The sequence below is a fragment of the Streptomyces sp. NPDC036822 genome, from assembly GCF_055609145.1.
The window spans coordinates 88,754-107,977 of the sequence record NZ_JBVJPY010000021.1 but is presented as its reverse complement, the minus strand read 5'-3'; the positions used below and the strand labels follow the sequence as shown (position 1 = coordinate 107,977).

Annotated in this window: 18 protein-coding genes and 2 pseudogenes; 12 read left to right on the top strand and 8 right to left on the bottom strand. The window is 71.3% G+C overall.

Annotated elements, in window-relative coordinates; genetic code table 11:
- A partial coding sequence (locus ACZ68P_RS31715; RefSeq protein WP_471012329.1) for a LysR family transcriptional regulator occupies positions 1-94 on the bottom strand: 94 nt, incomplete at its 3' end.
- 143 nt (positions 95-237) lie between these two features.
- On the opposite strand from ACZ68P_RS31715, the gene ACZ68P_RS31710 reads away from it, so the two are divergent.
- From ACZ68P_RS31710 to ACZ68P_RS31680, 7 genes and pseudogenes are all read left to right on the top strand, one after another.
- Positions 238-879: a hemerythrin domain-containing protein gene (locus tag ACZ68P_RS31710; RefSeq protein ID WP_471012307.1), complete on the top strand. Its 642-nt coding sequence runs from the start codon at positions 238-240 to the stop codon at positions 877-879.
- Positions 880-982: 103 nt separating this feature from the next.
- Entirely contained in the window at positions 983-1,963 is a 981-nt protein-coding gene (locus tag ACZ68P_RS31705; protein ID WP_471012305.1) for a GNAT family N-acetyltransferase, read from the top strand.
- 55 nt (positions 1,964-2,018) lie between these two features.
- The gene (locus tag ACZ68P_RS31700; RefSeq protein WP_471012303.1) at positions 2,019-2,801 is read left to right on the top strand and encodes a VOC family protein; all 783 of its coding nucleotides are present in this window, start codon (positions 2,019-2,021) and stop codon (positions 2,799-2,801) included.
- Between the two features lie 112 nt (positions 2,802-2,913).
- Positions 2,914-4,104: pseudogene (locus tag ACZ68P_RS31695) on the top strand (glycosyltransferase); the annotation flags it as partial.
- 18 nt (positions 4,105-4,122) lie between these two features.
- Complete coding sequence (locus tag ACZ68P_RS31690; RefSeq protein WP_471012326.1) at positions 4,123-4,860, top strand: SAM-dependent methyltransferase; 738 nt, start codon at positions 4,123-4,125, stop codon at positions 4,858-4,860.
- A gap of 99 nt (positions 4,861-4,959) precedes the next feature.
- The gene (locus tag ACZ68P_RS31685; RefSeq protein WP_471012302.1) at positions 4,960-5,829 is read left to right on the top strand and encodes an alpha/beta fold hydrolase; all 870 of its coding nucleotides are present in this window, start codon (positions 4,960-4,962) and stop codon (positions 5,827-5,829) included.
- Between the two features lie 237 nt (positions 5,830-6,066).
- Complete coding sequence (locus tag ACZ68P_RS31680) at positions 6,067-6,474, top strand: DUF3224 domain-containing protein (protein WP_471012301.1); 408 nt, start codon at positions 6,067-6,069, stop codon at positions 6,472-6,474.
- A 456-nt stretch (positions 6,475-6,930) separates the two neighbouring features.
- On the opposite strand, the gene ACZ68P_RS31675 is transcribed toward ACZ68P_RS31680, so the two are convergent.
- Positions 6,931-7,362 (bottom strand): hypothetical protein, encoded by a 432-nt coding sequence (locus ACZ68P_RS31675; RefSeq protein ID WP_471012299.1) that lies wholly within the window; start codon positions 7,360-7,362, stop codon positions 6,931-6,933.
- Between the two features lie 109 nt (positions 7,363-7,471).
- A pseudogene (locus ACZ68P_RS31670) lies at positions 7,472-7,956 on the bottom strand (IS5 family transposase); the annotation flags it as partial.
- A gap of 402 nt (positions 7,957-8,358) precedes the next feature.
- On the opposite strand from ACZ68P_RS31670, the gene ACZ68P_RS31665 reads away from it, so the two are divergent.
- Positions 8,359-9,507 carry a S1 family peptidase gene (locus ACZ68P_RS31665; protein ID WP_471012296.1) on the top strand — a complete coding sequence of 383 codons (1,149 nt, stop codon included), beginning with the start codon at positions 8,359-8,361 and terminating at the stop codon, positions 9,505-9,507.
- 422 nt (positions 9,508-9,929) lie between these two features.
- Positions 9,930-11,000 carry a glycoside hydrolase family 43 protein gene (locus ACZ68P_RS31660; protein WP_471012294.1) on the top strand — a complete coding sequence of 357 codons (1,071 nt, stop codon included), beginning with the start codon at positions 9,930-9,932 and terminating at the stop codon, positions 10,998-11,000.
- An 11-nt stretch (positions 11,001-11,011) separates the two neighbouring features.
- Here ACZ68P_RS31660 and ACZ68P_RS31655 read toward each other — a convergent pair whose 3' ends face one another.
- Positions 11,012-11,989: a GNAT family N-acetyltransferase gene (locus ACZ68P_RS31655; protein ID WP_471012292.1), complete on the bottom strand. Its 978-nt coding sequence runs from the start codon at positions 11,987-11,989 to the stop codon at positions 11,012-11,014.
- 98 nt (positions 11,990-12,087) lie between these two features.
- Here ACZ68P_RS31655 and ACZ68P_RS31650 point away from each other — a divergent pair, with 98 nt between their 5' ends.
- Positions 12,088-12,882: a GNAT family N-acetyltransferase gene (locus tag ACZ68P_RS31650; RefSeq protein WP_471012288.1), complete on the top strand. Its 795-nt coding sequence runs from the start codon at positions 12,088-12,090 to the stop codon at positions 12,880-12,882.
- 59 nt (positions 12,883-12,941) lie between these two features.
- On the opposite strand, the gene mgrA is transcribed toward ACZ68P_RS31650, so the two are convergent.
- The gene (mgrA, locus tag ACZ68P_RS31645; RefSeq protein WP_471012323.1) at positions 12,942-13,934 is read right to left on the bottom strand and encodes an L-glyceraldehyde 3-phosphate reductase; all 993 of its coding nucleotides are present in this window, start codon (positions 13,932-13,934) and stop codon (positions 12,942-12,944) included.
- Positions 13,935-14,055: 121 nt separating this feature from the next.
- Here mgrA and ACZ68P_RS31640 point away from each other — a divergent pair, with 121 nt between their 5' ends.
- Positions 14,056-14,925 carry a LysR family transcriptional regulator gene (locus ACZ68P_RS31640; protein WP_471012284.1) on the top strand — a complete coding sequence of 290 codons (870 nt, stop codon included), beginning with the start codon at positions 14,056-14,058 and terminating at the stop codon, positions 14,923-14,925.
- Between the two features lie 104 nt (positions 14,926-15,029).
- Here ACZ68P_RS31640 and ACZ68P_RS31635 read toward each other — a convergent pair whose 3' ends face one another.
- Together ACZ68P_RS31635 and ACZ68P_RS31630 are read right to left on the bottom strand one after the other, a co-directional pair.
- The gene (locus ACZ68P_RS31635; RefSeq protein WP_471012280.1) at positions 15,030-15,569 is read right to left on the bottom strand and encodes a hypothetical protein; all 540 of its coding nucleotides are present in this window, start codon (positions 15,567-15,569) and stop codon (positions 15,030-15,032) included.
- Between the two features lie 65 nt (positions 15,570-15,634).
- Positions 15,635-16,366, bottom strand: a complete 732-nt coding sequence (locus ACZ68P_RS31630; protein ID WP_471012277.1) for a TetR/AcrR family transcriptional regulator — start codon at positions 16,364-16,366, stop codon at positions 15,635-15,637.
- Positions 16,367-16,529: 163 nt separating this feature from the next.
- Between ACZ68P_RS31630 and ACZ68P_RS31625 the strand changes: the two genes are divergently transcribed.
- A complete protein-coding gene (locus ACZ68P_RS31625) occupies positions 16,530-17,750 on the top strand; it encodes a saccharopine dehydrogenase family protein (protein WP_471012274.1) in 1,221 nt (406 codons plus the stop codon).
- A 79-nt stretch (positions 17,751-17,829) separates the two neighbouring features.
- Here the strand turns inward: ACZ68P_RS31625 and ACZ68P_RS31620 are convergent, their stop codons facing one another.
- Positions 17,830-19,215 (bottom strand): FAD-binding protein, encoded by a 1,386-nt coding sequence (locus tag ACZ68P_RS31620; protein WP_471012270.1) that lies wholly within the window; start codon positions 19,213-19,215, stop codon positions 17,830-17,832.
- Positions 19,216-19,224: the final 9 nt, after the last annotated feature.

The window sequence follows — 19,224 nt, the reverse complement described above, 5'->3', positions numbered from 1 at the left end:
CGCGTGCCTGGGAGACGTGCAGCCGCTGCGCGGTCCGGCCGAAGTGCAGCTCCTCCGCCAGTACCAGGAATATTTCGATGTCCCGCAGCTCCACCGGCCCCCGCCCCCTGTGTCGATAACCCAGCGGTTATCGAACCGCGTAGAAGTCTGGCTTGATCATATGCACGGACCGCAAGATCTTTAAGGCATGCACAGACGTATGAAGATTCGGCAACAACGCCGTAGTTGTCCGGCCCGATGAGCGACGGCATCGACCTGACCGTGATGTACGCGACGCATGGCGCCCTACGCCGGGACCTGGCCCAGCTCGACCGGGTCACCACCGCCGCGAACCGTGACCCCGTGCGCGTACTGGCCACCGCTGCCGGATGGACCTTGCTCAAGCAGGGCCTCCGCGCGCACCACGCTGCCGAGGACAGCTCGCTGTGGCCGTCACTGCGTCAGAATCTGGCCGGCCGCCCGAAGGACCTGGCGCTACTGGAGGTGATGGAGGCCGAGCACGCCGCCATCGCTCCGGTGATCCACGCCATCGACGAGCTGCTGACCGGGCCCGGAGGCGACCCGTTGCGACTGGGCCAGCTCACCGACGCGCTGACCCGCGGCCTGACCGGACACCTCAAGCACGAGGAGGACGCGGTCTTCCCGATGATCCGGCAGACGCTGACCGCCGAACAGTGGGCCCATTTCAGCGACGTCCATGCCCAGAACATCGGCAAGGACGCACCACTTCTGCTGCCGTGGCTCCTGGACGGCGCCGACAAGCAGACCAGGGCCACGCTCCTCGCCCAGCTGCCCGCGCACGCGTACACCGCCTGCACCACCCGATGGATCCCCGCCTACACCGCGCTGGACCGCTGGGGCCGAGGCACCACGGCCTGACACACCTGCATCACCCGCCGCCCTCGCGGTCCAGCCTCCCGCGGAATTCGCTCTGCGGCCCTTAACCACGAAAGCCATCACAGTGTCCCCACCTGCACACGTCATGCCGCTCCTGCGCGCCTCGGACCCCGAAGCCGCCGCGTGGCACCAGGTCGTCGCCGCCTCGACGGCCCACGACATGCCCGGAGTACCGGCTCCCAGCCTCGGACAGATCCACGCCCAGCTCACCCAGCCCGCGCTCGCCAGCCGCCGACTGGCCTGGCTCGCCACCGCGGCGGACGGCGCCACCGTCGCGGTCGCAGGTCTGCGGCTGTTCACCTCACCGGGCCAGCAGCACCTGGCCGAACTGGAACTCCACGTCGATCCCGCCCACCGGCTCCTGGGAACCGGCTCCCTTCTCCTGTCGGCGGTCGTAGCCGCCTGCCGCACCGAGGGGCGGCGCAGCCTCCTCGCGACAGCGCCGGCAGACAGCCCGGGCGAGGCGTTCAGCGAGCGCCATGGCTTTCGCCGGGCACTCACCCTCAATCACCAAATCCTGCGCCTCGCCGAACTCGACGCGGCCGAATTGCTCCTGATCGCCGATGCTGAGCACCCCGGCTACCGCCTGACCGGTTGGACCGGCACGGTTCCCGACGAGCTCGCTGACGCATTCGCCGCGGCCAAGAACGCGATGAACGACATGCCCGTCGGCGACCTGGACTACGGCAGCGTGGCGTGGGACGCCGAACGCGTATGCGCCATGGGCAAGGTGGTCGCTGACCGCGGCGACACCCTGCTGACCATCGCCGCGGTCCACGACGACGGCGCCGTGGCCGGCTACACCGAGATCCTGATCCCCCGGGGAGCGCCGCCGCGGGTCCAGCAATATGACACGGCGGTCGTGCCCGCCCACCGCGGCCACGGCCTCGGGTTGTGGGTCAAGGCCGCCATGGCGCGCCGGCTGCGCGCCGAGCACCCTGGCGTCGTCGAGATCGAGACGGACAACGCCGACGACAACGTCCACATGCTCGCCGTCAACCATCGCCTGGGCTTCCGCCCCTACCGGCGTACCCGCGAGTTCCAGCTCGACGTGCCCACGCCGTGAGAGCAACGGACACCCCCGGCTCGTCCCCCCTTGCACACCGGCCAAAGGAGCTGCCGTGAACGTTTCCACTTCCACCCTGTCCCTGACCGTCGCCGACGTCGACGGCTCCCGGGACTTCCTTTGCACCCACCTCGGCTACGAAGTGGCGATGGCCAACGACGGCTTCGCCGCCCTGACCCGCCAGGATGCCGCCGTCGACATCGTCCTGCTCCGCAAGGGCACCGAGGTCCTGCCCGCCGAGCAGCGCGACCGGGAGGCGGGCGGCCTGATCCTCGCGTTCACGGTCACCGACCTCGACGCCGAGGAGACCCGGCTGCGCGCTGCCGGTGCCCCCATCACCATGCCGCTGCGCGAAGAGCCCTGGGGCGAGCGCCTCTTCCAGATGACCGACCCCAGCGGGGTCGTCGTCCAGCTCGTCGAGTGGGCCTCCCCAGGCCCCTCGGCCGAGCCGGACACGGACACCGCCGTGCATGTGATCACCCCCAAGGCCGAGCACATCACCGTCTCCCCGAACGCGACCATGACCGGTCTCGCGGCTCCCAGCCGCGGCAGCACCGAACTCAGCACCTGGACGGTCGCCCAGGACGCCGGGGCGACCGGACCCGAGCACTCCGTCAACCGAGAGCAGGTCTGGACAGTCACCGAAGGCACCCTGGAAGCGACCTGCAACGGCCACACCCACACGGTCACGGCCGGCCAGAGCCTCGTCCTCCCGTCCGGCGTCGTCCGCCAGATCCATGCCCCCGAACGGGCCGAAGCCCACGTCTCGATGCGCTGCGACGGAGTCGCTTCCGTTCCCGGCACCGAGGGCACCCGCGAACTGCCCTGGGCACGATGACCAGCTCCCGCGAACGGGCCTCCTCCGACCCCGCAGATCTCGACAACGACCGGACCTCTTCCTCGAAAACCACCGGCCGAGGGCCGGCATCCACAGAAATGAGAGACACAACATGCGCGTGCTGCTGATGGCGTATGGATCACGCGGCGACATCGCGCCGCTGGCGGGACTGGCGGTGCAATTGAGGAGCCTCGGCGCAGAGGTACGCGTGTGCGCACCACCGGACCAGGAATTCAAGGAACTGCTGACCGGTGTCGGCGCGGAGCACGTGCCCTTCGGACGGAACGTGCGCGCGCTGCGGACGGGAGCACCGCCCTCGGACGCGGCCGCGTTCGCAGCCGAGTTGGTCACCGCGCACTTCGAAACGGTCGGCAAGGCGGCCGAGGGCTGCGACGTGCTGGTGGCCAGCGGTCTGATGCCGGCCGGCGCCCGCTCGGTGGCCGAGAAGCTCGGCATCCGCTATGTGTACGCCGGCTTCCACCCCTTCGAGATGCCCTCCGCGCACTACCGGCCGTCGGGGCGGCCCGGCCCGCCGGTGCCGCCCGACATGACCGACAACCAGGCGCTGTGGGACCTGGACGCCCAGAAGGTCAACGCCCTTTACCTCCAGCCCCTCAACACCCATCGCGCGGCGATCGGTCTGCCACCGGTCGACAACGTCCGCGACCACGTCTTCACCGAACGGCCGTGGCTCGCGGTGGACCCGGTCCTGGGGCCGTGGGAGCAGCTGACCAACCTCGACCTCGTGCAGACCGGCGCCTGGATCCTGCCCGACGAGCGCCCCCTGCCCGCCGATCTGGAAACGTTCCTGGACTCCGGCACACCACCGGTGTACGTCGGCTTCGGCAGCATGCCCATGAGCACGGCCACCGACATCGCCCACACGACCGTCGAGGCGGCCCGCGCGCAGGGCCGCCGTGTGCTCGTCTCCCGCGGCTGGGCGGAACTGGGCCTCGTGGACGACTCGGAGGACTGTTTCGCAGTCGGCGACGTCAACCACCAGCTCCTCTTCCGCCGGGTCGCGGCCGTCGTCCACCACGGAGGCGCGGGCACCACGACCACCGCCGCCCGAGCCGGTGCGCCCCAGGTGGTGGTGCCCCAGTTCGTGGACCAGCCGCACTGGGCCGCCCGCGTGGCCGACCTGGGTATCGGCGCGGCACACGACGGCCCGACGCCGACCTTCGAATCCCTGTCGGCCGCGCTCAGGACGGCCCTGGCTCCCGAGACCCAAGCACGGGCGACGGCCGTCGCCGGCACGATCCGCACCGACGGGGCGGCCGTGGCCTCCAAGCTGCTCCTCGACACAGGTCCCACCGCGCCGATGAGCCGCGAACAGATCTCCGCGATCGCTCACGCCGACCACCCGATCAAGTCTCCACTCGACGACGACTCGGTCGGCCGCCTCCTCGAACACGGTCTCCCGCGAGGCGACGAGCGCGTGCTCGACCTGGGATGCGGCACGGCGGAATGGCTTCTGCGCGCCCTCACGACACGCCCGCACCTGCGCGCCGAGGGCGTCGACGTCTCCGAAGTAGCCCTTCGGCAGGCTCGCCGGGCAGCGAGCGAACGCGAGGTCGACGAGCGCCTGGTCCTCCACCGGCAGGAAGCCGCTGACTTCGTCTCTGCGCAGCCGTTCGACCTGGTGATCAGCATCGGCGCCACCCATGCCTTCGGCGGCCTTCTCCCCACCCTCGCGGCAGCCCGCGACCACCTGGCCCCCGGCGGCCGCGTCCTGATCGGCGAGTCGTTCTGGGACCGCACCCCTTCACCGGAGGCCGTCGAGATGTTCGGCGACCTCGCCGACCTGGCGACCACCGTGGACCACGTCGTAGCCGACGGATGGACCCCCGTCCACGGCCACGTCAGCACCCGCAGTGAGCTGGATGCCTATGAGTGGTCCTGCTGGGGCTCACTGGCCTCCTGGGCTCTGGACCACCCCGCCGACCCAGCCAGCGCACAGGCCCTGGAAACAGCCACCGCCGCGCGTTCCGAGTGGCTGCACGGATACCGAGACAGCTTCGGCTTCCTCTGCCTGGTCCTGCGCCGGACCTCGGAGTGATCCCGTAGGCCACGGACAGGCCGCGCACTCAAGACGACCCTCACACCCGGGGGGCCCGGAATAGCCGCCGCCCCGCGGCAGCCAGAAAGAGAGAAACACATGCAACCTACGTACGTACTGGTGCACGGAGCCTTCGCGAACTCCTTCTCCTTCGCGCCCCTCCAGGCCGAACTCGGCCTCCTGGGACACCGTTCGGTCGCCGTCGACCTGCCGGGCCACGGGTTCCAGGCGACGTTCACCCACGCCTACCAGTCACCGCAGGACCCGGAGGGGCTCGCCACGGCGCCCGGCACGATCAAGGGCGTCACCCTCGCCGACAACGTCGCGCATCTCATAGGGATCCTCGAGCGGGCCAAACGGAACGGCCCGGTGATCCTCGTCGCCCACAGCCGGGGCGGCGCCACGGTCACGGCCGCGGCCAACGCACGCCCGGACCTGATCGACCGCATCGTCTACGTCGCGGCCTGGTGCCCGGTCCGTCTCGACGTCAACGACTACTACAGCGAACCGGAGATGGCCACGGTCGACCCCGCCGCCTTCGCCTCGGCACTGGCCGGTAATCCTGCCGAACTCGGCCTGCTCCGGGTCAACTTCCGCACCGCGGACCCGGGCGCGCTCGCGGCGTTCAGGGCGGCGTTCTTCGCCGACGGCACCGACGAGCAGTTCCTCACCTTCCTCAACACCTTCCAGCCCGACGAGAACCTGGACGTCGGCGGCTCCGCGGACCGGGCGCAGGCCGCGACCTGGGGCCGCATCCCGAAGACCTACATCCGCCTGGCCGACGACGCGAGCCTGCCTCTCGCCCTCCAGGACCGCCTGATCCGCGAGGGCGACGAGCTGACGCCCGACAACCCCTACGACGTCCGCACACTGGAAGGCAGCCACCTGAAGTGGCTGGTCGACCCGGCACCGGCGGCCCGCGTCCTGAGCGAACTCGCCACCCTTCCCGGCCCGTCCGGTAGGGCGTGACCGACATGAGGTAGACGACTCGGCGGGTGGTAAGACAACAGGTTGTCCGGCACCTTTCGGGCAGCGCGCCACATGGCGCGCGTGATCAGTTCCGCCAAGGCCTCGACCCTGCCCGGTTCGGTAGTCAGCTTCGCGACCGGCCTCTTAGCATGTGGTCAGAGTCTCTGTTGCCCTTGGGGGCCGGACAGCTTCCTTCTTCCAGCCACGGTTGTCAGACCGCCTCGGTACGGTCGGTACATGAGAGCTGCTGGAACGTTCACCGTCAAAGCTTTCGTCCCGACCGAGTTGAAGCCCGAGCCGGCTGTGCCCACTAGGCTGCCGGTGAGTGTCGCGACGATGGAGAAGCACTTCGAGGGAGAGGCCGTCGGACGCTCGGCGACCCTGTTCACCGCCGCGTTCGACCAGACGACCGGCGTCGGCACCTATGTCGCCATGGAGTCATTCGAGGGTTCGCTGCACGGCCGGGAGGGTTCCTTCAACTTTGTGCACTCGGCGACAACATTCGGCAGCGACCGCACCGCGGAGTTCTTCACCATCGTGCCCTCAAGCGGCACCGGTGAGCTGGCTGGAATCTCCGGAGCCGGCGGGATGGCCGTCGACACTGATGGCACGCATCGCATCTGGTTCGACTATCAGCTCGTCTGAACGGCCGGCCTAGAGTTACCTGAGATACCGGCCTAGAGTCGACTGGTGGGCGACCAGTGATTGAACGCCGAGGCGGGGCGAGCTGAACAGCGAGTTCAGCCCTCTCCTCGGCGTGAGCCCTTCCGGCCGGCCTCGACCGACGTTCCGAACGTGATCACCCCTATGCAGATCCCAGAGAAACGGGCTTCGCCGACTCCTGTGCTCCGACCAAGGACACCCATGCGGTCCATGCCTCGGCAGCTCACACGAGGGGAAGCCACGGACGAGCAAGGACGGGTATTTCCACCGTCGCCCTGACGACACCGGCCCATGGTCAGCGACAAGCTGAGAAGTCGTCAGCAGGACGACGGCTCACCTCCAGGGTTCACTGCCGGCCACGGTGCAGTCCTCCGCCGATCCCCTTGTCAGACCGGCAACGGCGACTTCTGTACCTGTCCGGCCCCGGTCCGCACCGGGTCACCAGCACGACCGCGGGTCTTGTACGTGCTCTGGCGAGTGCCGGTCCTCTCCCCTGCCCAGGCCGGTCCGGACCAGGAAGCCGGGGTCCACGTCCCGTGGCGGGGCAGCGATGTGCACCCGCTGGGTGCCGGGGATGCCCACTTCGACGAGGACTCCGCCGCGGAACATCCACAGACCGAACAGGTCGTCGTCCTCGTCGTGCAGCATGACCTGCACGCAGGCGGGCTCGTTCCACGGCAGGGACTCTAGGTCCTTGAGGACGCCACGGCGCCGGTTCCATCGCTCGAACTCGATGTACCAGCCCCCTACGAACCAGGGGATCTGCACGAAGCAGCCGTGCCAGGTGCGGGCCTCGTCCGGCCGCGTCAGCGGCTCCATCACCTCGTCCTCGTATCGTGCCAACACGATGACCTGCGCCATTCTGCTCATGCCCACATGTCACACCGTGCCGGGTACCGAGGACAATCGGGTTTGGGACCCGGAGCCGTCGGGGCTCCTTCCGTACGCGGAGTTCGCCGCCCTGGACTTGCCCGAGAGGTCACGTTCGGAGCCAGATGGTGAGGGCTGCGGCGGTCGCGGTGCCGAGGTAGACGTAACGGCGTTTGTCGTAGCGGGTGGCGACGGCTCGGTGCTGCTTGAGCCGGTTGTGGCCCGTTCGACGGTATTGCGTTTCTTGTGCCGGTCCTCGTCGAAGCCGGGTGGTCGTCCGCCGCGTGAGCCTTTGCGTAGGCGGGCGGCCTGGCTGTCGGTCTTCTCCGGGATCGTGTGCGGGATGCCCCGGCGCCGCAGGTACTCGCGGCAGGGGCCGTTGCTGTATGCCTTGTCGGCCGCGACGCTGTCCGGCGTCTTGCGTGGTCTACCCGGGCCGGACTTCGGGACGCGGATCTTCTCCAGCACTGGCTTGAACTGGGTGCGGTCCGCCCGCTGGCCTGGGGTGACGATCAAAGAGAGCGGGCGACAGCGGCCGTCCGCGCTCAGGTGAAGCTTGGTGGTGAACCCGCCGCGCGAGCGGCCCAGGCCCTCACCTCCCGCACCACCTCCACCAGGCGGGCGACGAGGCTCTGCCACGGCGTCTCGCCCTGGTGTTCTGCTGGCACATCCCCCTTTGAGGAGGGAGCCGTCGGTGGGTCGGTGCGGGCGCCGGCGGCATGGGGCTTGGAGGAGGTGGCCGCTCTCCACACGTCCGAGCGTCCCTGAGGACGGCTCGCGGGGCCGCGCGGTGAGAGCCGGGCGGCCCGGGATCCCCGGTGCGCGAGCCGACCCGGCGCGCACCAGGGCCCCGGCGTGTCCGCGGCCGGGGCGTGAGGGCCGGGCGTCCGACGGCCGAAACTTGGTATGGACCTGTCATGCTCTCGGGGCCTACCGTGGTCGCCGAACACCTGAGAGCGCTCTCACGCTTTCCGCGCCCCCACATCAGGAGGTCTCGTGACACGCACCATGCCCCTTCGCTCCGCCGCCGCGGCGCTGATGCTCGTCCTCGGCCTCGGCTCCGCGGGCATCGCGAACGCCGCCCCCCTGCCCGAGCCGCGCCCGTCCGCCCCGTCCGCCTCGGACGGCCTGCTCGACGCCCTGCGCCACGACTTCGGACTGACCGCAGCGCAGGCGGAGGAGCGGCTGCGGGCGGAGAAGGCCGCGAGGGCCGTGGAGACGCCCGCCCGGAAGGCCGCGGGCGACGACTACGCCGGGTCGTGGTTCGAGCCGGCCACGGGACGACTCGTCATCGCCCTCACCGACCGCACCGAGGAGGCCGAGGTGCGCGCGCTCGGCGCCGACACCCGGATCGTCCGGCACGGCGCCGCCGCGCTGGACCGGGCAAAGGCGCGACTGGACGCGCTCTCCGCCCCGGCGGGCGTGGCCGGCTGGCACGTCGACCCCCGCTCCAACAGCGTCGTCGTCACGGTCGTGGGCGCCGAGCGGAACGCGCCCGCCGTCCGCGCCTTCGTGGCGAAGGCCCGCGCCGCCGGCCCCGTCACCACGGCCGAGACCGCCGCCGCGCCCCGTACGTACGCCGCCGGAACCGTCGGCGGCGACCCCTACTACACCGGCAACGTCCGCTGCTCGATCGGCTTCTCCGTGCACGGCGGTTTCGTGACCGCCGGGCACTGTGGACGGGCCGGGGCGGCGGTGCGCGGCTGGGACGGATCCGCCATGGGCACCTTCCAGGGCTCCTCGTTCCCCGGCGACGACTACGCGTACGTGAGCATCCACAGCGGCTGGTGGACGGTCCCGGTGGTGCTCGGCTGGGGCACCGTCCCGGACCGGCTGGTGCGCGGCTCCGCCGAGGCGCCCGTGGGCGCGTCGATCTGCCGCTCCGGCTCCACCACGCGGTGGCACTGCGGCACCGTCCTGGCCAAGAACGAGACCGTCAACTACAGCCAGGGCGCCGTCCACCAGATGACGAAGACCAGCGTGTGCGCGGAGGGCGGTGACTCCGGCGGCGCGTTCATCAGCGGTGACCAGGCCCAGGGCGTCACGTCCGGCGGCTGGGGCAACTGCTCCTCCGGCGGCGAGACGTGGTTCCAGCCCGTCAACGAGATCCTCGGCCGCTACGGACTGACCCTGCACACCGCCTGACCGGGTGCCGGAGCACGACGAAGGGTCCTTCCGGGCGTCACCGCGCCCGGAAGGACCCCGCCCTGTCGTCCCGGTTCAGCTCCGGGTGCCGCTTCCCGTCAGGGCGCCCACGGCGCTTCGAGGGACCGGCTGCTCCGGCTGCTGTCGGCGGCCGGTCGTCGAGCGGGGGCCGTGCGGAGTCGACGAGCGGCTCGTACGTGGGGCGAGGGCCCCATTCCCCGGCCCGGACCGAGGTGCTGCGGAACCTGACACGAAACATTCCTCAGCGGAAGCGCTCATAAGACCAAGCCGCCTGAACAATCTCGATCATTCGCTCGCCGTGTCGTGGCGCGCAGGGAACTGGCACACCGTCAATCGGCCGAGATGCTCCCCCCGTGCTTCCATCGTTGTAAACGGCGTCGAACGGCACGACGGGAGGGACCATGAAGCGTGTCCGACCCCGCTCCGGGGCAGTCGCCCTGGCGCTGACCCTGTTCCTGGCGATGGTGGCGGCCCTGTCCGCGGCCGGACTCGCCGGGGCGGGGCAGACCTCCCTGCGGGCCGCCGACCCGAGCGTGCTGCGCGTGGGCGGCACCTACGTGTCGGTGGAGTCGACCGGCGGTGGCATCGCCGTGCGGCAGGCCGCGTCCACCACCGGGCTCGCGGCGGCACCGGCGCGGGAGATCTGGCGCGACACGGCCCACCTGGGCGAGGTGTGGGCGCCGGAGATCGTCCGCGACGGCGGACGCTACTACGTCTACTTCACGGCCGGCGTCCGCCAGGCCCACCGGATGTACGTGATCAGCTCGGCGAGCCCCGACAGCGGTTACACGCCCGCGACCAAGCTCGCGCTCCCGGACGACAAGTGGGCCATCGACGGCACTCTCTTCACCTTCGGCGGCCAGCGCTGGTTCGTCTGGTCCGGCTGGGCTGGAGACAGCGACGTGGAGCAGAACCTCTACATCGCCCGCATGAGCAGCCCCACCACGCCGACCGGAGCGCGGTACGTCATCTCCCAGCCGCGGGAGAGCTGGGAGCGGGTCGTGGGCCATCCGTACATCAACGAGGCCCCGGAGGCGATCAAGGACCCGAACGGACAGCTGCACATCGTGTACTCCGCCAACGGCAGCTGGAGCGACCAGTACTGCCTGGCCGACCTGCGGCTGCGGGCCGGCGGGGACCCGACGTACGTATGGGACTGGTACAAGTCGAACGGGTGCCTCTTCGGCTCGCACCGGGAAACGATGATGGCCGGCTGGGATCCGACCCTGCGGGTCGACGGACCCGGTCACCACACCTTCGTCCTCCTGGACGGCGACATCGGTACCAGCCCGCCGGCCGGGCCGGCGTTCCCCTCGATGTACCACGCCGTGCCGAAGGGGACGCCCTACGCGTGGGGCAACAGGTACTGGTACACGGGGACGTTCTGCTGGTGGGGCGGCACCACGTACAGCCGGGCCGACGTGCCCGGTCCGCACGCGGACACCGGCTGGAGCCTGAAGTTCTTCGAGTGACCGCCGCCCGGTCAGCCGGCGGCGGGCGCGGGGTCGTCGTCCCAGGCCAGCGAGGCCATCCTCCACCCCGCCGGCGTCCGGACGAACTGCGTGGTCTTGTGGCCCGAGCCCTCGAACCACTCGCCGTGGTGGAAGCCGGACTTGCGGTACTCGCTGAACCGGTGCGCGACCGATCCCACGACCTCCGTCCGCTCGGCGACCTCCCACTCGGAGAACTCCGTGAGTGTCCCGTCCGTGAGCATCTTCTGCCGTGGCGCGATGAACGCGTCGAGATCGTGGATGACCGGCTCGTCACCGGTGTTCGCGATGATCCGTCCCTGCGGGACGAAGACCTCGCGGATGACGTCGAGATCGGGCCTGCGGCCGCCCGTGTTGGTGAAGGCGCCGACGAACACACCCATCAGCCGGTCGAGTTCGGCGCGGTCACCGGCCCTGGACGCGTCCCCCGTCGGCGGCCACTCGTCGGCCAGGAGCGACCAGACCTCCACGTCGTACCGGCGGCCCCGGTACGAGGAATGACTCCGCAGGACGCCGTCGCGGCTCATGCCCAGCCGTCGCGCGACCGCGATGCTGCGGGTGTTGCCGGCGGCCACCCACCATTCCACGCGGCTCATCCCGCGCGCCCGGAGGGCCCAGTCGATCAACTCCCGGCAGGCCCGGGTCACCAGGCCCCGCCCCTCCCCGGCCGGCTCCGTCCAGCAGCCGACCTCGCACACCCCGGAGGCGCTGTCGAACCGGGTGAACATGACACCGCCGACCAGCGTGCCGTCCAGCCAGATCCCGTAGATCCGTCCCGCGTCCTGAGCCTGGCGGTCGGCGTAGCGCTGCAGGGTGGCCGTGGCGGACGCGAGGTCGGTGCTGAACGTCGCCCAGGGGATCCACGGATCCACGGAGCCGCGGGAACGGTCAATGTGGGCGAGGAACTCCTGCGCCTGCCAGGGCTCCAGGGGGCGGAGCCGGGCGTGGTCGCCGAGCGGCAGCGTGAACATGGGGGCCTCGCTCTCCGGGGTACGTAACAAGCGTTCGGTATGTACGCTAGCAGCATGCCCGCCGCCACACCCGGGCCGTGGCGCCGTAGGCTGAGCGGGTGACCCTGCGTACCCTGCACGACCGATCCGTCCTGGCCGCCCGCTTCAGGCGCGACCCGGAGATGCACCTGATGGAACTGGGCGACCTCGACGACCTGTTGTGGCCGTACACCACCTGGTACACGGTGTCGGACAGCGGCCCCGTCGCGCTGCTGTACGCGGTCGGCGACATCCCGACCCTGATCGCCTTCTCCCGCCCCGATCAGGCCGCGGAGCTGGAGGAGCTGGCCGGTGCGCTGTTGCCCGTCCTGCCCCGGCGCTTCTTCGGTCACCTGACGGGTTCGGGAGCCAAGGTCCTGGAGTCGGCGTACGCGGTGGAGCGGAACGACGCCCTGGTGCGCATGGCGCTCACCGACCCGGGCCGTGCGGTCCCGCCCGAGGACGGTCCCTGGCGGCCCGCTCCGCTGGGCCGGGCCGACCTGCCGGAGCTGCTCGCGCTGTTCGAGCAGGCGTACCCGGGCAACTGGTTCGACCAGCGGATGCTCGACACCGGCCAGTACGTGGGCGCCCGACTCGACGGACGGCTCGTCGCCGTCGCCGGGGTGCACGTCTACTCGCCCGCCTACCGCGTCGCCGCGCTCGGGAACGTCACCACGCACCCCGACGTACGGGGCCAGGGGGCGGGCGGAGCCTGCGTGGCCGCGCTGTGCCACCGGCTCGGCCGGAGCGTGGACCACATCGGGCTGAACGTCCGCGCGGACAACGCCACGGCCGTCGCGCTCTACCGCAGGCTCGGATTCTGTGAGGTCACCCGGTTCTCCGAGGCCACCTTCACCGCGCTTCGGACCGGGTGACCTTGTGACCGCGCGCTCCCGTCACCGCGCTCCGGTGGACCGCGTACCGACAGGCCGGCTCACGGCCTGACCACGGCGTCGATACGGGCCAGCTCCGTGGCGTCGAAGTCGAGGTTGCCGAGGGCGGCCACGCTGTCCTTGAGCTGACGGGCGCTGCTCGCGCCGACCAGGGCGGACGTCACGCGCCCGCCGCGCAGCACCCAGGCGAGGGCGAGCTGCGCGAGGCTCTGGCCCCGGGACGCGGCGATGTCGTTCAGGGCGCGCAGCCGGGACACCAGGTCCGCGGTCACGGCGTCCCGGTTCAGGAAGGGGCTGTCACTCGCGGCGCGCGAGTCCTCGGGGATGCCGTCCAGATAGCGCCCGGTGAGCAGGCCCTGCTCCAGAGGGGAGTAGGCGATGGAGCCGACCCGGAGTTCGTCGAGCGCGTCCAGCAGGCCCTGCTCCTCCGGACGACGGTCGAGCATCGAGTAGCGCGGCTGGTGGATGAGCAGCGGGGTGCCGAGCTCGCCGAGGATGCGCGCCGCCTCGCGGGTCTGCTCGGCGGAGTAGTTGGAGACACCGACGTAGAGAGCCTTGCCCTGCTGGACCGCCGAGTGCAGGGCGCCCATCGTCTCCTCCAGGGGAGTCTCCGGGTCGAAGCGGTGCGAGTAGAAGACGTCGACATAGTCCAGACCCAGCCGGCCCAGGCTCTGGTCGAGCGACGACAGCAGGGACTTGCGCGAGCCCCATTCGCCGTACGGGCCCGGCCACATCAGATATCCGGCCTTCGTGGAGATGATCAGTTCGTCGCGGTAGGGGGCGAAGTCCGACTTCAGGAAGCCACCGAGCGCGGACTCGGCCGCGCCGGGCGGAGGGCCGTAGTTGTTCGCCAGGTCGAAGTGGGTGATCCCGAGGTCGAAGGCGCGGCGCAGGATGGCGCGCTGGGTCTCGGCCGTGCGGTCCGGGCCGAAGTTGTGCCACAGGCCCAGCGACAGGGCGGGAAGCCGGAGGCCACTGCGTCCGGAGCGGCGGTAGGGCATGTCGGCGTAACGGTCGGGGTGTGCGGTGTACAACACGACTCCATGGCATGAGGGGGTGCGGTCCCAGGAGTGGGCTGCACCCAATCTGCCCTGGTCTGCGACCATCGGTCCAACAGGAGAATCCGATGGGATTCAGTGGTTAGGCTGCTCAATCATGGAACTGCGTCACCTTCAGCACTTCGTCGCCGTCGCCGAGGACAGGCACTTCACCCGCGCCGCCGAGCGGCTCATGGTCTCCCAGTCGGGTCTGTCGGCGTCGATCCGCGCGCTGGAGCGGGAGCTGCGGGCGCCGCTCTTCGTACGGTCCACGCGTCGGGTGACGCTGACGGAGGCAGGCCGCGCGCTGCTGGGCGAGGCGGAGCGGATCCTGGCGCAGGTGCGGGCGGCGCACGACGCAGTGGCGGCGGTGCAGGGCGTACTGCGCGGCACGCTCGCGCTGGGCACCGAGCAGTGCATCGCCGGCGTGTACGCGGCGGGGCTGCTGGCCGCGTTCCGGCGACGGCATCCGGACGTGGAGATCCGGCTGCGGCAGTCGGGCTCCCTCGATCTGGCCGACGACGTCGCCGCCGGCCGCCTCGACCTGGCCTTCGCGTACCGCACCCAAGCCGACTCCGACCACCTGCGCTCGGTGCCGCTCGCGACCGAGCCGATGACCCTGCTGTGCCACCCCGAGCACCCGCTCGCTTCGGCCGGTCCGGCCGTCGTGCCCGACGACCTCGCCGGGCACGTCTTCGTGGACTTCCACCCGGACTGGGGCCCGCGCCGGGCCACGGACGCCGCCTTCGCCGCGGCGGGCGTGCGGCGCAAGGTCGCCCTCGAGGTGAACGACGTGCACAGCCTGCTTGACCTGGTGGACGAGAACCTCGGGATCGCCGCCGTGCCACGGCACTTCCGGCACAAGCGCGAGGCGCTGAGCGCCCTCCCCGTGGAGGGCACCGGCGAGGCGGTCTACGAGACGGTCGCCCTGCTGCCGCCTGCCCAGGCCACCAGCCCCGCCGCCCGGGCCCTGCTGGAACTCCTGTAGCTCCCGTGTTCCGTGGTCACGTCACGCCGACGGAGTGGCGTCCGTACGAGCTCGACCCGGTGGATCGGCGGGTCGGCCCGGACCGGCCGGTCCGGGCGCCGGACTCACGACGTGGGCGCGGGCTCGCGAGGGGCGGACGCCGTACCGGTCACCGTCCAGGCGGCCGTGGCCCACAAGGAGAGCGCGGCGGTGACGCCGACCACGAGACGCACCGTCGTCGCCGGGCCCTGCGTCGCCCACACGGCGAGGCCGCCGATCCCCGCCAGGACGAGAAGGGCGGCGGGCAGTCGCAGGCGCGGCTGGGCGAAGACCACGGCGAGCGGAAGGAAGTGCAGTCCGACCACCAGCGCGACCAGCGGCGGGATCAGTGCCGGCGCTCCGGCGCGGCCGCACACGACGGCGACGGCGATGATGAGGAGCCACTGCAGCGCGTTGATCCGGTGGAACCGCCGTCGCAGGTGTGCCGGTAACGGTCCACCCGCCGACGCGGGCAGCAGCCTCTGCGCCGCCAGCATCAGCCCCAGCGCGAGCGCGCACCCCACGACGATCGCGACCGGCCGGACCCAGCCGTCGAAGGCACTCGTGCCCAGCAGCCACCAGCCCGCACCGAACAGTGCGAGGAACCCCACCCCTGATCTGAACATGACCGCACTGTAGTGCGGGTCCTGTCCTGGTGGGAGGGATTCCCGTGCTCTGCGCGTATCCGCCGTCACGGTACGCGCACGGCCCGGGCCCCCGGCCGGAGCGCCTGGAGCCGGGCCTCGGCGCTCGCAAGCAGCATGTCCAGGGCCACCGGGTACGCGCTGTGGGTCATCCGCGCGGCGAGCAGGGGCGCGGTGGCCGCGATGTGCGGGTACTCCTCGGCCGGCAGCCGCGCGTAGGTGGACTCCCACTGCCGTTCGTCGGAGATCCGGGACGCCTCGGTCAGGGCGAGGGAGCCGGCGTCGAGGGCCGCGAAGGCCAGGCTCTGGTCGATGAACGCGTGGTAGATCAGTACCGCTTCCGGGTCGGGGAAGCCGACGGTGCGGAGGATGCCGAGCACGGCTTCGTCGGCGGCGATCTCGCGGGGGCGGCCCGTGACGCGGCCGGCCGTCAACAGGGCCGCCTGGGGGTGGGCGAGATAGGCGCCGTGGATGCGCAGGCCGAGGGCCCGCAGGTCGGAGCGCCAACTGCCGGTGGCCACCCATCCGTCGAGGGCCCGGCCGATCAACTCCTCGCCGATGGCGAGAGTGAGACCGTCCATGCCGTCGAAGTAGCGGTAGAGGGTGCTGGGGTCGGCGCCGAGGGCGGCGCCCAGCCGACGGGCGGACAGCCCGGCGCTGCCGTGTTCGCGCAGCATCCGCAGCGCGGTCTCGACGATCAGCCGCTCCGACAGGACGGTTCCCTGCCGGGTCGGGCGCCTCCTCCTCCGGGCCCCTTCGGGGACGACCTGCTTCGCCATCTGTGCCTTCCCTCCCAGGACGGGCCCTCGCCGCGCCCATGCTGTGCGGCGGCGTGGGCCGCGGTCCTTATGCCAACACCATTGACCTTAATCCGCCCGCCCGGCTTTCATCCCCTCCCATGAGGCGCGGACCTCCGCGAACTCACGGAGAGAGGGATTCGTCATGCGTGTTCTGCTTGTGGGCGCCGGCGGCGTCGGTACCGCGATCACCCGGATCGCGGCCCGCCGGGACTTCTTCGACCACTTCGTGGTCGCCGACTACGACCTCGCCCGCGCCGAAGCCGCCGTGGGGGCGGTCGAGGACGGAGCCGGCCGGTTCGTCGCGCGCCGGATCGACGCCTCCGACGAGTCCGCGGTCGTCTCGCTGCTCACCCGGGAGCGGTGCGACGTGCTGCTGAACGCGACCGACCCGCGTTTCGTGATGCCGCTGTTCGAGGCGTCCCTCGCCGCGGGCTGTCACTACGTCGACATGGCGATGTCGCTGTCGCGGCCGCACCCCGACCTGCCCTACCGGGAGTGCGGGGTCAAGCTCGGCGACGAGCAGTTCGCACGGGCCGAGGCGTGGGAGAAGGCGGGCCGGACGGCCCTGGTCGGCATGGGGGTGGAGCCGGGCCTTTCGGACGTCTTCGCCCGGTACGCCGCCGACGAACTCTTCGACGAGATCGAGGAGATCGGCATCCGTGACGGTGCGAACCTCACGGTCGAGGGCTACGACTTCGCGCCGTCGTTCAGCATCTGGACCACGATCGAGGAGTGCCTGAACCCGCCCGTGGTCTACGAGCGCGAGCGGGGATGGTTCACCACCGAGCCGTTCAGCGAGCCCGAGGTGTTCGACTTCCCGGAGGGCATCGGACCGGTCGAGTGCGTGAACGTCGAGCACGAGGAGGTGCTCCTCGTCCCGCGCTGGGTGGACGCCCGGCGGGTCACCTTCAAGTACGGACTGGGCGACGACTTCATCGGCAAGCTGAAGACCCTGCACGCGCTCGGACTGGACGCGACCCGGCCGGTCGGCGTCCGTGACGCGGACGGCGAGCCGGTGCGGGTCTCCCCTCGTGACGTGGTCGCCGCCTGCCTCCCGGACCCGGCCACGCTGGGCGAGCGCATGACCGGCAAGACCTGCGCGGGCACCTGGGTGACGGGCACGAAGGACGGCCGCCGACGCGAGGTGTACCTCTACCACGTGGTGGACAACCAGTGGTCCATGCGCGAGTACGGCTCCCAGGCCGTGGTGTGGCAGACCGCCGTCAACCCGGTTGTGGCGCTGGAACTCCTGGCCTCGGGAGTGTGGGCGGGGACGGGCGTGCTGGGCCCGGAGGCCCTGCCGCCGCGCCCCTTCCTGGACCTGCTCACCGCCTACGGTTCGCCCTGGGGCGTGCGCGAGTAGGACCGGAGCCCCGCTCGCCCGGGCAGGCGCCCCCACGGCGCCCGTACCGCCGGTGTTCGCGTACCTGTCCGCGGCTCGGTCAGAAGATGCGCTGGCCGGGCGTGAGGATGCCGTCCGGGTCGTACCGGTGCCGGGCGGCCTTGAACTCCTGCCAGAAGGCGCCGAAGTGCCGCACCCAGTCGTCCGTCGTGAGCGGTACCGAACCTATGGGGTACCAGCGGCCGCCCGCGGCGAGCGTGGCGTCGTACTGGCGGCGGTTCGCGGCCACCATCTCCTCGGCGGAATCCGCTCCGGGCGAGGCGGTCTTGAGCAGGGAGAAGAGGTAGGCGAGTTCCCCGTCGGGCATCACCGGCAGCGGGGTCCGGCACCTGGCGGTGGGGACGGGGTACAGCAGAACGATCGCGCTCGCGCCGAGCGCCGTCGCCTTGAGGCCGGACAGCGTCTCCGTGACGACGTCGTTCACGGTGGAGGCGGGGAGCAGGCTGTCGTACCAGGGGTGGGGACGCTGCCACTCGCCCATGGCGGTGAACGCCTCCACGGCCGGCGCGAGCCGGTCGAGGAAGTCGAAGTAGTCCACGTCCCGCACCTCGAGGGAGGTGTGGCCCAGGCCGTCCGTGAGCCGGGCGTCGTCGTCGGCGGCCCCGTCGTAGGCGGCGGCCTCGAGCATGTAGGTCCAGCCGTCCGGGGTGGGCAGCGCCTGGCCGACGAGGTAGTCGAACCGTCCCTCCTCGATCAGCTCGGCCTGGCGTGCGGTGAGCGCGGCCACGCTGTCGAAGAACAGCACGTAGTGCCGTACGGAGCGGGGCGCGGGAACGAGGGAGAGGGTGGCGCGGGTGATGATCGCGCACTGCCCGAGACCGCCGAGGACGGCACGGAACAGGTCGGGGCGCACGGTGGGCGAGCAGGTCGCGATCTCGCCCTCACCGGTGACGACCTGGAGTTCGAGCACGTTGTCGACCTGCGTGCCGTACCGGCCGATCTGGCCGCCCAGGCCGCCGGCGGACAGCGTGCCGCCGACGGACAGCTCCAGGTAGTCGGTGAAGGCAGGCGGGGTGAGGCCCTGGGGCAGCGAGGCCCGGACCAGGGCGCTCCACCGCACGCCGCCTCCCACCCGGGCGGTGTCGTCGTGGATCTCGACGGAATCCAGGGAGCCGAGATCGACGACGAGCCCGGCGGGCACCTGCGCCTGGCCGTTGGTGGAGTGCCCCCGCCCCCGCCCCGCGACCTTCAGTCCCCGTTCCCGGCAGTAGCGGACCATCGCGGCGACGTCCTCGGCCGAGCGGGGCCGGAGGACCGCGGCGGGTGCCTGGCGGACCAGTCCGCCGAAGTCCGCGGAGGCCGCCGCGAGGGACGCCTGGTCGAAGCACAGCTCCCCGTCCAGGGCGGGGGCCGCGTCGAAGACGCCGCCGGCGCCGGGGGCGACGCGCGGGTCCGGCTGCTGCGCGGGAAGGTGAGGAGACGTCACGCTTGCTCC

Excerpts from the sequence above, each read along its gene's own strand:
- ACZ68P_RS31710 (WP_471012307.1), top strand. The coding sequence starts at position 238 with ATGAGCGACGGCATCGACCTGACCGTGATGTACGCGACGCATGGCGCC.
- ACZ68P_RS31705 (WP_471012305.1), top strand. The coding sequence starts at position 983 with ATGCCGCTCCTGCGCGCCTCGGACCCCGAAGCCGCCGCGTGGCACCAG.
- ACZ68P_RS31690 (WP_471012326.1), top strand. The coding sequence starts at position 4,123 with ATGAGCCGCGAACAGATCTCCGCGATCGCTCACGCCGACCACCCGATC.
- ACZ68P_RS31685 (WP_471012302.1), top strand. The coding sequence starts at position 4,960 with ATGCAACCTACGTACGTACTGGTGCACGGAGCCTTCGCGAACTCCTTC.
- ACZ68P_RS31680 (WP_471012301.1), top strand. The coding sequence starts at position 6,067 with ATGAGAGCTGCTGGAACGTTCACCGTCAAAGCTTTCGTCCCGACCGAG.
- ACZ68P_RS31675 (WP_471012299.1), bottom strand. The coding sequence starts at position 7,362 with ATGAGCAGAATGGCGCAGGTCATCGTGTTGGCACGATACGAGGACGAG.
- ACZ68P_RS31660 (WP_471012294.1), top strand. The coding sequence starts at position 9,930 with ATGAAGCGTGTCCGACCCCGCTCCGGGGCAGTCGCCCTGGCGCTGACC.
- ACZ68P_RS31655 (WP_471012292.1), bottom strand. The coding sequence starts at position 11,989 with ATGTTCACGCTGCCGCTCGGCGACCACGCCCGGCTCCGCCCCCTGGAG.
- ACZ68P_RS31640 (WP_471012284.1), top strand. The coding sequence starts at position 14,056 with ATGGAACTGCGTCACCTTCAGCACTTCGTCGCCGTCGCCGAGGACAGG.
- ACZ68P_RS31635 (WP_471012280.1), bottom strand. The coding sequence starts at position 15,569 with ATGTTCAGATCAGGGGTGGGGTTCCTCGCACTGTTCGGTGCGGGCTGG.
- ACZ68P_RS31630 (WP_471012277.1), bottom strand. The coding sequence starts at position 16,366 with ATGGCGAAGCAGGTCGTCCCCGAAGGGGCCCGGAGGAGGAGGCGCCCG.
- ACZ68P_RS31625 (WP_471012274.1), top strand. The coding sequence starts at position 16,530 with ATGCGTGTTCTGCTTGTGGGCGCCGGCGGCGTCGGTACCGCGATCACC.